General features: G+C 44.2%; 8 protein-coding genes. 7 read left to right on the forward strand and 1 reads right to left on the reverse strand.

Going from position 1 to position 13,324, the window contains the following annotated elements; genetic code table 11:
- The first annotated feature begins 19 nt into the window (after positions 1–19).
- From P1X15_RS18965 to P1X15_RS18975, 3 genes are read left to right on the forward strand one after another with little or no spacing between them, the layout of a single operon-like run.
- Positions 20–997, forward strand: coding sequence for an FAD:protein FMN transferase (locus tag P1X15_RS18965; RefSeq protein WP_277339710.1), 978 nt, complete (start codon positions 20–22; stop codon positions 995–997).
- Positions 998–2,923 carry a cellulase N-terminal Ig-like domain-containing protein gene (locus tag P1X15_RS18970; RefSeq protein WP_277339711.1) on the forward strand — a complete coding sequence of 642 codons (1,926 nt, stop codon included), beginning with the start codon at positions 998–1,000 and terminating at the stop codon, positions 2,921–2,923.
- 33 nt (positions 2,924–2,956) lie between these two features.
- Positions 2,957–5,467 (forward strand): glycerophosphoryl diester phosphodiesterase, encoded by a 2,511-nt coding sequence (locus P1X15_RS18975; protein ID WP_277339712.1) that lies wholly within the window; start codon positions 2,957–2,959, stop codon positions 5,465–5,467.
- Positions 5,468–5,652: 185 nt separating this feature from the next.
- Here P1X15_RS18975 and P1X15_RS32620 read toward each other — a convergent pair whose 3' ends face one another.
- Entirely contained in the window at positions 5,653–6,072 is a 420-nt protein-coding gene (locus P1X15_RS32620; RefSeq protein WP_409049697.1) for a DUF6934 family protein, read from the reverse strand.
- A 57-nt stretch (positions 6,073–6,129) separates the two neighbouring features.
- Between P1X15_RS32620 and P1X15_RS18980 the strand changes: the two genes are divergently transcribed.
- The 4 genes from P1X15_RS18980 to P1X15_RS18995 all read left to right on the forward strand — a co-directional run bounded on the left by P1X15_RS18980 (position 6,130) and on the right by P1X15_RS18995 (position 13,285).
- Positions 6,130–7,842, forward strand: a complete 1,713-nt coding sequence (locus P1X15_RS18980; RefSeq protein ID WP_277339713.1) for a sodium:solute symporter family protein — start codon at positions 6,130–6,132, stop codon at positions 7,840–7,842.
- 332 nt (positions 7,843–8,174) lie between these two features.
- A complete protein-coding gene (locus tag P1X15_RS18985) occupies positions 8,175–10,184 on the forward strand; it encodes a glycoside hydrolase family 2 protein (RefSeq protein WP_277339714.1) in 2,010 nt (669 codons plus the stop codon).
- Positions 10,185–10,241: 57 nt separating this feature from the next.
- Positions 10,242–12,557, forward strand: a complete 2,316-nt coding sequence (locus P1X15_RS18990; RefSeq protein WP_277339715.1) for an FAD-dependent oxidoreductase — start codon at positions 10,242–10,244, stop codon at positions 12,555–12,557.
- A 125-nt stretch (positions 12,558–12,682) separates the two neighbouring features.
- Positions 12,683–13,285: a peptidylprolyl isomerase gene (locus P1X15_RS18995; protein ID WP_277339716.1), complete on the forward strand. Its 603-nt coding sequence runs from the start codon at positions 12,683–12,685 to the stop codon at positions 13,283–13,285.
- The last annotated feature ends 39 nt before the right edge of the window (positions 13,286–13,324 follow it).

The raw sequence follows: 13,324 nt of genomic DNA on the forward strand, positions 1-13,324 counted from the left end.
CACTTAAAATCAAAAGTTGATGAAAACGACGATAATGATTCTTGGTGGTTGGATGTTAGCCTTTGCATCTGTCCTGGCAAACGAGCCGATGATTCTTTTGCAAGGACAGGCACAAGGTACCACCTATCATATCAAATATGTTGATGCTCATCAACGGTCTTTCCAACGACAGATTGACTCATTATTGGCTGAGATTGACGAATCTCTTTCTATCTATCGCTCCGACTCGGAGATTTCGGAGTTCAATCGTTCTATGAGTTTTCGGTTTCGATTACCCCATTTTTATGCTGTACTCAAAAAATCAGAAGAAATATTTCACCAAACTCAAGGTGCTTTTGACCCTACCGTAATGCCTTTGGTAGAGGCGTATGGATTTGGTTCTAAAAAAATGCCTAAGGGAGAGTTCGTTAACAAAGATTCTTTGTTGCAATATGTTGGTTTTCAGTATATAAAATTTGATTCGGTAAAAGTCGCGAAACTCAAACCTCATGTTCGTTTAGACCTCAATTCGATTGCACAAGGGTACAGCGTGGATCAAGTAGCTACCTTATTAGAATTACAAGGCATTCAAAACTATATGGTCGAAATTGGGGGCGAGATTCGTACAAAAGGGCAAAAAAACGACGGACAAGCGTGGGTCATTGGCATCGAAAACCCTCTACATCCAGCGAAGTTGCAAACCAAAATGAATCTCACCAATCGCGCCATGACTACGGCGGGTAATTATCGTAATCGGTATGAAGCCAATGGGCGCTTGTTTAGCCATATCATCAATCCTAAAACGGGTGAAATGGAGCAAAATGCGATACTCAGTGTAACAGTTTTTGCCAACGATGCTATCACGGCTGATGGATACGATACCGCATTTTTTGTGATGGGGCTAGAGGCTACCAAGCGTTTTCTGACAACCCGCAAAGACCTTGATGTATATATCATTTATGGGAATGAAAAGGGGAATTTGAGTACTTATTCAACTGAGGGATTAAAGACTTTATAAATGAAAAAAACGATAAATTTATTTTCGTGGTATTTATTTGGTTGGCTATTAATAAGTCACACTCATCTTTTGGGCCAAACCCAAATTTTGGTCAATCAAGCTGGGTATAATCGCGGCGAAGCAAAGCGTTTTGTGTGCTTAGGAGCTAAAGATGGCACTAAGTTTAAAATCGTGAATATGGCTTCCCACCGCGCCGAATTTGAAGGAGAACTCATCAATCAGGAAGGGTGGTTTACGACTTTCAATCCCGTCTCCAAAGACGAATTTAGAATCGAAATAGAAGGCTTTATCCCTTCCGTTCCTTTTTGGATTGCCGACCACCTCATCGAAAAACTATCCTCAAAACTAGGCTACGAGTTCTTCATCGACGTGCGTGGCTCCGAAGACCCAATCAATGCCAATTTGCCCAAAGTATACGGCGGAGGCCCTTCGCGCGATGGGGGCGCGTATGGGTTGGAAACAATTTTTGAATGCCTCCAATACGCTTCAAATCCGTCGTTGTATGACCGCTGGAAAACGGAATTTGGGGACAAAAACACGCCCGATTTGATTGATTTGATTTTGTGGCATGCGGAGTTTGCTTATGCCCATGTGGCTTATCAAGGCCCCGTAGGCAACCGCCACGGCTCACTAGGCTACGAGGGCCAACCGCGCATGAACTATGATTATTGGAATTTACTAGACCAGCTTTCGGTCGTCTGTGCCGCTTACCATGATTTTCTGAAACCTTATTTACCCCGCGAAAAATACCTCAAGTATCGACAAGTCTGCAATGAAAAATGGACGCAATACGACCGCCACAAAGTGGTTCGCTATTGGACTTACAGCAACAAATGGGTAGATGCAGGTTTTCAGGAATTCAACGAAATGGGCAATGCTTACGGGCAGTCGGTCTTTAGCAATTTGTTTATGTATTTGTGCGAAAAAAACGAGCCCAACGGCACGCCTCAGCAGTACCTAACGTGGGCCCAAGAAAGTGCAAAAGACATCATTCAACACTGGGATTTCAACAACCCCCGCCACATGTGGTGGATTCGAAACGCCGAGCATATTACGCCGCAAGCCTTGGCCTATTTTTTACTGGTAGCGCCCGAACATGCCCCCCAAGGCACCAAAGAAAAATTGCAGGCTTGGGCTACGCACATGCACCAAAAAACCAATAATTTTTGGAAATACCGCGTCCACAGCGAAACCGAATGGGCGCATCCTAAAACCAAAGAATTGGGCGGCGCTCCTGCCCTGGGCGGATCGATGTTTGCCGTAGCGCATTTGCTCAACGACCGTCGCTTGCGAGACATTGGGTGGGCACAAGTTGATTTTGTGTTTGGAGTCAATCCCGTAGGCGCGCATTTGAGCAATAAAAGTCCCGAGCGGTTAGCGATTGGTGGATATTGGGAGGGCGTCGAAAACGGCTGGCCGTCGGCTCATCCGAATGGCTACGGGATGCTGGGTAAAGTGCGGGGTACGCTTGATGGCTCACCGCTCGACAAAGATTTTCAAAAATCTGCTAGTACTACTCCAACAAGCAACGACCCCAAAGACTTGATTGGCAAGGACGCCTATGCTACCGAAGGTTGGTGTGTCTCCAACCGTGGTTGGCAGGCGACGCTCACTTTTTCGACGCTAGGTAGCCACCGAGTGACTTTTTTGGATGCTTCCGAAAAAGAAATCAAACAAACCAAAGCGGGGCAAACGGTAATTGTTGAGCTAAAAGCTGCTTTGAACATGGACTGGGATAAGGTAGAAAAAGGGCTTGTCACGTTGAAAATCAACGGCAAAAGAAGTGATACGTTAGAGGTGGTCGAAACGGGTGAAAACACGGGTGTTTTTAGAGCTAATTATAAAATTCCGACCGATTGTCGCTCGCTGGAAGTTGCCTACGGAACGATGGGATTTGCCCAAAAAGCAGCGCTATTAATCAAATGAATCAAACAAAGTTGAGGGACAAAAAATAAAACGATGACCAAAACAATACGCACCTTATTGGCAGTGGCTTTCTTAATAATAGCTGGGGAGCTATGGGCACAGAAGAGTCTGGTTTTAGAAAATGAAGCTGTGAAAATGCTTTGGGAAAACAGCGCAGTAGGTTGGAAAATCAAAACATTATCCGTTAAAAAAGGAAATTCTTGGGTAGCATTAAAAACACCTTCGGGAGAAAATACCTTAGTTTTTAGTGCCGAAAAACCCAAAATGACTCCCGATTCAGTTTTTAAATCTATTACTGGTGAAACATTTCCAGGAGAGGCTTATCATTACCAAACGAAGCAATGGGCCGAAAGTACCAATCCCGTATCGTTGAATACAGCTGGTAAAGCACTTCATTTTTTTGCAAAAAATGGCAAACAAATCAAAACTAACCAACTCAGTTTTGAAACAGAAAATGAAGTAGCAAAAATCACTACTGAGTGGAGTTTTGATCCCCAATTTCCAACCGATATATGGGTCAAACAAACACTGACGCCTAAATCCATGGGCTATTTTTCATTGGCTACGCCTACGCTTGCTCATGTTAGTGAGGCCGATATGGCTTGGGTATCGGTGCCAGGTTATTTTCAAGGAAATTATATTCAGCCCAATTTTGCCTTGGCTTATGCCTATGGTCATGGGGCACCTGCTTTGCCCGTCGTCTATCGTGAGCGTTCGGCTAGTACGCTAAGCCCTTTGGTAACGACCAAAAGCGGAATTACGATTTCGGTCATACCCGATCCTGCGCTTTGTCGCGACCCTTGGGAAAAAGACAAAAATACCATGCATGCTTGGAACGTGGGGTTATCACACAAAAATCGTAAATCTCAACTTGCTCCTACACTGTATTTTCCGGTGTTGGGGGAGCCGAAGTCTGAGCTGAAAGCAGGGGAAACCGTGAGCTATTCTTTTCGTTATAGTTTAATAGATGGCGATTGGTTTAAGGCAATTAACCATGCCGTTTATGATATTTTTGAACTCAAACAAAGCCTTGCGCTTCGCCAAAGTAAGCAGTCGCTCACCGACCGTATTCAGAAAATGCACCATTATCTGACCGAACCCAAAACGTCGCTTTGGAATATTGAAGAATATAAGGGCTTGAAAATTGGGGCACAATCGTATTTAGGTGGAGTGGTAGGTTCGCAGCGAGATGCCATGAAAAACTCTGACTATGGCGCGATGTGGATGCTTGCCAATGCCACTAAAGATAGCTTACTCACCAAAAATGTATTGCCTTATGCCCTGAATTTCAAGATCGTACAACAGATTACGGACGAAGGTTTTTTTAAAGGAGCCTTAGCAGGGCAGTATTATTTAGCTAAATCAAAACGATTTACGGAAGAGTGGGGCGAGGTAGTGGAACCCATCGCCGTGACTTACTATACGATGTTGGATTTAGGCAATATTCTACTTTTTGAACCTAACAATACCTCCTTGCGAAATTTGTTGAGTAATGGTGCCGAATGGTTGCTCAAAAATCAAAAGCCCGATGGTAGCTGGGCCGTGGCTTACGACCGCAAAAATGAGCAAGAAATCTTCCGCGACATCAAAGATGTACGGCCTACTTTTTATGGGTTGTTGGTAGCGTATCGGATTCTCAAAGACCCTAAATACTTGGCAGCGGCGCAGAAAGGAGCAGATTGGTTTGTGAAAAACGCTGTCGAAACAGGTGGCTTTTTAGGGGTATGTGGCGATGCTCGCTATGCCCCCGATTTTGCCACGGCGCAGTCGGCACAGGCGTTGCTAGATTTGTACGACCTTACTCAAAAAGAGAAATACAAAAATGCGGCTATTACTGCTGCAAAAATATACACCACCTCTATATACACTCACCCCATCCCAAATCGTAACCCCAAAACCGTCAACGGCAGCCCTCGAGAGGATTGGGAGATAACCCAAGCAGGTCTTAGTTTTGAACACGGTGGCATTTTTGGGTCTTCCAATTCCCAAGGACCTATTCAGTTGGCAAGTCATACGGGGCTGTTTTTACGGATGTTTCAACTGACAAAAGAACCCATTTTCGCCGACTTGGCACGGGCAGGAGTCTGGGGGCGTGATGCTTTTGTGGATGCCAAAACAAGCGTAGCGTCTTACTATTGGCAAGCTATGAATCGTGGCGCAGGGCCTTATCCACACCACGCTTGGTGGCAGATTGGCTGGATTACGGACTATCTGATGGCTGAAGCGGAGGTTCGTTCTAATGGTCAAGTGAAGTTCCCTCGTGGGTTTGTGACGCCTAAAGTAGGCCCTCACCAAAGTTATGGATTTGAAGCGGGTCTTATCAACGGTACCAAAGCCAAACTCATCGTTGATGAAAACCTCGTTAAAATCGATAATCCGACCATTGATTACCTCTTAGCAGAATCGGAACAGAAAGATAAGCTATTTGTGATTTTGTTGAATAACCGTTCTCAGGCAACTGATTTTCAGGTCACTATCAACGGTAAGTCCTACAAAAAACAATTGGCAGGGGTGGGATTGGAAGTGATGACGGTAGCGAAGTGATTAGGGCTTTACTCCTTCTTTAAAGGAAGAGGTATCTTTTTAAGTATTTCGTTCGCCTTTTCTAGTTTTTCAGAAAAGGGAGGTTTATTGTCTTTCGTTTTTAACGGTAAAGATGCCCTTTTTTCAACCTTCGATTTAGATTCAACTCTCATAATTCTGTGAATTTTATGGTGAAAGTTAACAAATTATTTTTTTCTAATCAAAAAAGCTTCGTAAGCTTTATTTGCTGTAAAGGGCTCAAGTTGAGAGTTGATAAGCCCCAATACGTCAAAAAAAGAGGTAATCTCACTCAAACTATGGTTTATAGCAATTCTGTAAAGCCGAGTTCGCGATAGGGTGTTTCCTGAAAAATAAATGATATGCTCAGGATTGGTGGAAAGATAATAGATAACAATTTGAAAAATGGTGGCTAAAATTTTCTCCATATCGCCATTATCAGTAATGATAGTATCATCAATTTCGCCAGTGTTAGGGTCATAATCTGCTAAGCCAAGATTATAAATGCTTGGAACAGAAGTCTGTCGAAAAGCGACAACTTTATTAATGACCCCTTTTGAACCAATGCTTTCAAAAAAAAATCCGTGGAAGTTAGGTTTGAATAAAATAAGTAATTAGGGTAATTCACAATTCTGAATTTTTAAAATTTAACTCATTTTAGACGCTTGAACTCACTCATAGATACCGCCGTCATCTTCATATTTTCGGCCTTTGTGCTCGGAATTGGGATGCTGTTTGCTCGTACGGGGCGCAACTTAAAATCGTTCTTTGCGGGCGGAGAAGCCGTCCCTTGGTTTATTGGAGGACTGTCGCTTTTTATGTCTTTTTTCTCGGCGGGTACGTTTGTGGCTTGGGGGTCGATTGCCTATAAACATGGCTGGGTGGCCGTGACTATTCAATGGACGATGTGTGTGGGAGCTATTGTGACAGGATTGTTTTTATCTCCTCGGTGGCGAGCTACTGGAAACCTCACCGCAGCGGAATTCATCCGCGAGCGCCTCGGCGAACGCGTTCAGAAGACCTACATTGGGATTTTTACTTTGGTATCTGTTTTTATTAAAGGTTCTGTGTTGTATCCTGTGGCTAAATTGGTGAGTGTTTCGCTAGGCTTTCCGCTGGTCGAGTCTACCATTGTATTGGGCATTTTTATGATTGCTTATACAGCCGTAGGCGGACTTTGGGCGGTGATGGTCACTGATATTTTACAGTTTGTGATTCTGACGGCTGCGGTGTTTATTTTACTCCCCTTGTCGCTCAATAAGGTCGGTGGTTTTGATAGTTTTACGCAACAAGTCCCCGACGATTTTTTCAACTTCCTTCACGGCGAATATACCTTCGGTTTTGTGATGGCTTTTGTATTTTATCACATTGCTTATATCGGCGGCAACTGGACATTCGTTCAGCGCTATACAAGTGTAGATAGCCCAAAGTCGGCGCGGAAAGTAGCCTTTCTTTTTGCGGCTTTGTATTTGGTAAGCCCGATGATTTGGATGTTGCCACCCATGATTTATCGCGCACTCAATCCTGCCCTTACAGGTCTAGATACTGAAAATGCCTACTTGCTTATTTGTAAAGCTGTATTGCCGCCAGGTTTGCTGGGCTTGATGCTTACGGGGATGTATTTTTCCACCTCTGCCAGTGCCAATACCACTCTAAATGTCGTCTCTGCCGTTTTTACTAATGATATTTATAAAGGTTTTATCAATCCCAAAGCTTCTGACCAACAACTGATTAAAGTAGCACGGCTTTCTTCGTGGGGATTTGGACTAGGCATGATTGTGATTGCGCTGTTGGTTCCTGCGGCAGGGGGAATTGTAGAAGTGGTATTGAGTATTTCGGCTATTTCGGGTGGGCCATTATTAGCGCCACCACTTTGGGCGCTGTTTTCAAAACGTATCAACGGAAAGACTACTTTCTGGATTACGATTGTCGGGTTGACGGTCAATCTCTTCTTTAAAGTGCTGTCACCTTGGTTATTAGATTTTAAACTAAGCCGTGCCGTCGAAACTATCGTGGGTATTGGTCTGCCGTTGGTGTTGTTGCTGGCTTATGAATTGTATGCTCGTTCAAAAGGACTGATTGCCGAAGAGTATGAAGCGTATCTCATCTCTAAAGCAACCCGCAAAGCCGAAAAACTCGCCGAAACGGAAGAGGAAGCTTTGGAAATAAAACGCCAAAATCACTTCGGAATGAGGGTTATTGCGGGAGCATTGGTATTTGTAGCGGTAGTATTGCTGGGTTTAAGCGCCTTTGCTACTTCAGGCGGTTTGGTTACGGCAGGGATTGCGGTGGTGATTCTTTTAGGAGCACTTATTCCGTGGCGAGCAGCAAAAAAAATCCAGTTGAGTAAAGAAGAGGTACTGACGGGTCAGGGCTAAAGCCCTAATATTGGGTTACTTCGCCTCTGCCACGCCCTAAAGGACGTGGTTAGGAAGATCGGGAGATATTCCTCGGCCCTCCACGGCTTTAGCCTGAGGTAATACAAATGAACGAAAATGAATGGGCTTTAGCCTTGAAACTCACGTTGCAAGGTACTCTTTTAACCCCACGGCTTTAACCTGGGGGTAATACAAATGAACGAAAATGAATGGGCTTTAGCCTTGAAACTCACGTTGCAAGGTACTCTTTTAACCCCACGGCTTTAGCCTGGGGTGATACAAATGAACGAAAATGAATGGGCTTTAGCCCTGACAACCAACACATATCACACATGAAGCTAATAAGTTTATTTTTTTTATTGTCCTTCTCTGCTTTGGCTCAATTCTCAATTCGTCAGCCCGACGCTATTCCTTTGCACGGTCAGTGGGCCTTTGCGATGGATACGCGCGAAATGGGAGCAGTGCGCGGATGGTTTAAGGAAGATTATAATGTAAGTAGTTGGGATAAGGTCACGGTGCCGCATTGTTTTTCAGTGGACCCTCGCTATCAATTTTATACAGGGACAGTATGGTATCGACGTACTTTTCCGTGGCAAGTTGCATCAGGTAAACGCGTGATTTTGCACTTTGATGCATCTTATTACTTGACTTCTATATGGCTTAACAACCAAAAAGTGGGAACTCATGAAGGTGGCTATACGCCTTTTCATGTTGACATTACGGATTATTTAAAATCGGGAGAGAATGTGTTAGCGATATCGGTTAATAATGATACATGGCAGTCGGGAACAATCCCAGGGTCTAAAGATTATGGCCATGCCAACGACCCTTTTCCTGGATGGATAAACTACGGAGGCTTGATTCGTCCCGTGTATTTGACGGTGGAGCCAGAGATTTATCTGGAAAATATAAAAGTAGAATCCACACCAGATTTGGCGAAAGGTACCGCCACCGTAAAGGTTAAAGCGCGGGTGCGCAATACCTCCAAGCAAGTTACATCTCCTAAATTGACGACGGTGATTTGGTGGGAAAATCAGCCTTTAAAATTGACTTGGAAAAATACCGCCGCCGCTGTAGCAGCAGGTCAAACGGCGATTTTAGAAGCCGAGACTTCATTGAAATCTACTGAAACAAAACTATGGAATTTGGATGAACCTAATCTATATAAACTTCAAGCAACAGTCAATGGCGATACACTTTCGACGAGTTTTGGAATACGCAAAGTAGAAGTTAAAAATGCACAATTGCTTCTTAACGGTCAGCCCCTTCGCTTGGCGGGCGGAAATCGGGTGGTAGATTATCCTAGTTTAGGGTCATTGGAACCCGACTGGTTGATTGAAAAAGACTTTAGATTGATGAAAGAAGTGGGGATGGAGTTTCATCGGCTTACTCATTACACACCTAGCGAAGCATTTTACGACTTAGCCGACCGCTACGGAATGCTCATCATCACGGAAGCTGGAAATTGGCAGCTTACGCCTCGTCAAATGGACAATGACACTATCAGGACTAAGTTTCAACATCAGTTCAAAGAAATGGTCGAGCGCGATTGGAATCATCCCAGTGTGATTGCGTACAGCGTTGGTAATGAGTACTTGTCAGAAACACCTTCAGGACAGCGCTGGACCAAAGATATGATGGTATACGGTCGTAGCCTTGATGCTACCCGCCTGTATACATTTGCGACGATGCGTCTCAATATTCTGCCTGCCAAGCCCGAAGATGAAGCGACCCAATATTGTGATTTTGTTTCGACCAATACCTACGGCAATCACGCCAAAGCGTTTGACCATATCCATGCTTTATATCCCGACAAGCCGATTTTAGTAAGCGAGTGGGGACTACGTGCCGATACGCCCACAGGCGAGGCAGGACAAGTAACGCACCTCAATAATGTGGTGGCCGAAATCAGGAAACGCCCTTATATCGTAGGAGCATCTTGGTGGTCGTACAACGATTATCAGAGCCGACACGTAGGTACCAATCCCAACGGCTACCGTCCGTGGGGATTGGTAGGACCCGAACGCAACAAACGCCCACTCTATGATGCACATCGCCGCGAAATGTCGCCAGTAACTTTAGAGAAAGCAGGGTTTGAAGTAGGGCCTCAGGGGATTCATCAATTAAGAGTAAGAGTAAAAGTGAGAAATGATTTTCCGGCTTATGCTATCAAGAAATATCGTCTAAAAAGCGGCGACAACACTTGGGCGATTCCTGATTTAGAGCCAGGCCAAAGCGTAGAAATCAACTTACCCATGAGAGGATTTGAAAAAAATGTGGAATTGGAAATTCTAAAGCCGACTGGTTTTTCGGTCTTTACCCAGCAGTTTGAATTGAAATAGTGATAAATATTTGCCATAAAGCAGGACGATTAGAAAGAATCTTTTTGAAAAAATACAATGATTAAAGGAGAAGCAACAGAAAAAAGAGCCCCCAAAAATGTGGTTTATACTTCTGATTTGGTGGTCGTAGGTGGCGGACTGGCGGGCCTTTGCGGAGCAATTACGGCAGCAAGAGCAGGCATCAAAGTGGTATTGGTCACCGATCGTCCTGTATTGGGAGGCAACTCTTCAAGCGAGGTGCGGCTGTGGGTGCTAGGCGCGACCTCTCATATGGGCAACAACAACCGTTGGGCGCGTGAAGGGGGAGTGATTGACGAATTGTTGGTCGAAAATATGTACCGCAATCCCGATAGCAATCCGCTGATTTTTGATACAATTTTATTAGAAAAAGTGGTGAGTGAGCCAAATATTACCCTTTTGCTCAATACCTCGGTGTATGATTTAGAAAAATCGGCACCCGATACCATCGCAAAAGTATATGCTTTTTGTTCGCAAAACTCTACCCACTATGAACTAGTCGCTCCTTTGTTTTGTGATGCTTCTGGGGATGGTATCCTAGGTTTTTTGGCAGGGGCGGCTTTTAGAATGGGAGCTGAATCGAAAGATGAATTTGGAGAGAAATTTGCGCCTTCCAAAGAGTATGGAGAGTTGTTGGGGCATAGTCTTTATTTTTATTCCAAAGATGCAGGCAAGCCCATTAAATTCGTGGCACCTTCTTTTGCCCATGATGTTACCCAAAAAGTACCTAAGTTTAGATCATTCAATACCAATGAGTTTGGCTGTAGACTTTGGTGGATTGAATATGGGGGGCGATTAGACACTGTTCACGATACAGAAGCCATCAAATGGGAATTGTGGAAAGTAGTCTATGGAGTGTGGAATTATATCAAAAATTCGGGTGAATTTCCTGATGCCCAAAATCTTACTTTGGAGTGGGTAGGCCATATTCCGGGCAAGCGCGAAAGTCGGCGGTTTGAAGGGGATTACATGCTGATTCAGCAAGATATAGTAGAGCAACGCGCGCATTATGATGACGTAGCTTTTGGTGGATGGTCGATCGATTTGCATCCTGCCGATGGCGTTTTTTCGGAAATCGGGCAATCGAGCTGCAATCAATGGCACAGCAAAGGGATTTATGGCATTCCGTATCGGTGTTTTTATTCCAAAAATGTCAACAATCTTTTCATAGCAGGGCGTATCATTTCGGCTAGCCACGTGGCATTTGGTTCTTCGAGAGTGATGGCTACGAGTGCGCACGGAGGCCAAGCGGTAGGAATGGCCGCCAAAGTGTGCATCGAAAGAGGTCTTCTCCCAAGGCAGTTGTCCGAAGAAGAACAAATCGTTTTTTTACAAAAAGAACTTCTCAAAACCGGGCAGCATATCCCGAATCTACGTTTGCAAGATGAAGAGGATTTAGTTCAGAAAGCGGAGATTAGTGCAAGCAGTGAATTGGTATTAGACGAACTGATGCCGTCGGGGGAACCACAACCGATGGAATTTTCGGTAGCTCAGATGTTTCCTCTCGCTGCGGAGGCTCTCCAAAATCCTTTTAAAGTGATTGTGCATCCCTATGCCGATGAGTCTACCGACCTTCAGATAGAGCTTCGGGTATCGAGCAAAACGGACAATCATACGCCCGATGTGGTACTTGAAACACAAACGATTTCTTTACAAAAAGGGCGTAATTGTATCCATTTGGTTTTTGATTTGTCAAAACATGCACTTGTGGTAGGTGCTATCCCAAGCTATGCTTTCTTGACCATTCAGAAAAATGAAAAAGTAAGGCTCCAATATTCTGAGCAGCGAATTACGGGGATTTTATCGGTTTTTAACCTTGTAAACAAGGCTGTCTCCAATTATGGAAAACAGGCTCCTACCGAAGATATTGGCGTTGATACCTTTGAGTTTTGGTGTCCGCAGCGCCGTCCTGCTGGCAAAAACCTTGCGTTGAAATTCGAGCCAGCATTAAAGTGTTTTGAAGCTAAAGAAGTGAGTAATGGGCTTCAACGCCCTACTCATCGTCCCAATGCTTGGGTGGCTGATTATGAGGATGCGCAGCCCCAACTCACGCTACAATGGTCACAGAAGCAGGTTATCAAAAAAGTCGTTTTACATTTTGATACTGACTTTGACCATCCAATGGAAACGGTGCTGATGTCACATCCCGAAAACGAGATGCCATTTTGTGTGAAAGACATAAAAATTCTCAATGAACACAACGAGATCATCGCCCAAATCGCAGATAATCATCAAAGTCAGCGCATAGTGGTGTTTGAAAACCCTGTCGAGACCCAATCACTTACGATTGTAGTGGCCCATCCTTCTCCCAAAGTAGCGGCCTCTTTGCTTGAAGTAAGGTGCTATGAGGGGTAGTTTATAAAATATTTGTATTATTTCAAATACCTTTTTAAATTTTTGGAGTTTTAGCGGTAAGTGCTTGACTTAATGTTAATTAAATGTTACATTGGTCAAGCATTCAGCCGCTATAAAAACTCCATATGAAAAACTCTTTACTCGCAGTATGCTTTTTGGTAGCAACTACATTCGTTTCATTTGCTCAAAAAGTTAAAATTAGTACTACAAAAGGCAATATCATCGTGGAGTTATATGCTGATAAAGCACCTCTGACGGTAGCCAATTTCTTACGCTATGTAGATGAAAAACGCTACGACGGCGCCAAGTTTTATCGGGTAGTAAGGATGGATAATCAGGCCACTAGCCCGGTAAAAATAGAAGTGATTCAAGGGGGACTTCAAAATGATTCTACCAAAATGCTCCCCCCAATTCCCCAAGAAACTACTAACAAAACGGGCATCTTACACGTAGATGGAGCGATTTCGATGGCACGCGGTACGCCGGAAAGTGGAGCTTCCGAGTTTTTTATTTGCATCAATCCCCAGCCTGATCTTGATTTTGGAGGAAAACGAAATCCAGACGGGCAAGGTTTTGCTGCTTTTGGCAAAGTCGTCAAAGGGATGGAGGTAGTCAAAAAGATTCAGCAAGGCGTCACTGGACAAAACGGCCCCACCAATGCCTATTCAAACCCCATGCAACTCCTCAAAGAGCCTGTCATTATTAAATCGGCACGGCGCGTAAAATAGTCTTTATTTATCCTAGTACCCCGACTTATCCCCCATTAT

This window comes from Runella sp. MFBS21 (assembly GCF_029433105.1).
Lineage (GTDB): Bacteria > Bacteroidota > Bacteroidia > Cytophagales > Spirosomataceae > Runella.

Excerpts from the sequence above, each read along its gene's own strand:
- P1X15_RS18990 (WP_277339715.1), top strand. The coding sequence starts at position 10,242 with ATGATTAAAGGAGAAGCAACAGAAAAAAGAGCCCCCAAAAATGTGGTT.
- P1X15_RS18985 (WP_277339714.1), top strand. The coding sequence starts at position 8,175 with ATGAAGCTAATAAGTTTATTTTTTTTATTGTCCTTCTCTGCTTTGGCT.
- P1X15_RS18975 (WP_277339712.1), top strand. The coding sequence starts at position 2,957 with ATGACCAAAACAATACGCACCTTATTGGCAGTGGCTTTCTTAATAATA.
- P1X15_RS18995 (WP_277339716.1), top strand. The coding sequence starts at position 12,683 with ATGAAAAACTCTTTACTCGCAGTATGCTTTTTGGTAGCAACTACATTC.
- P1X15_RS18965 (WP_277339710.1), top strand. The coding sequence starts at position 20 with ATGAAAACGACGATAATGATTCTTGGTGGTTGGATGTTAGCCTTTGCA.
- P1X15_RS18970 (WP_277339711.1), top strand. The coding sequence starts at position 998 with ATGAAAAAAACGATAAATTTATTTTCGTGGTATTTATTTGGTTGGCTA.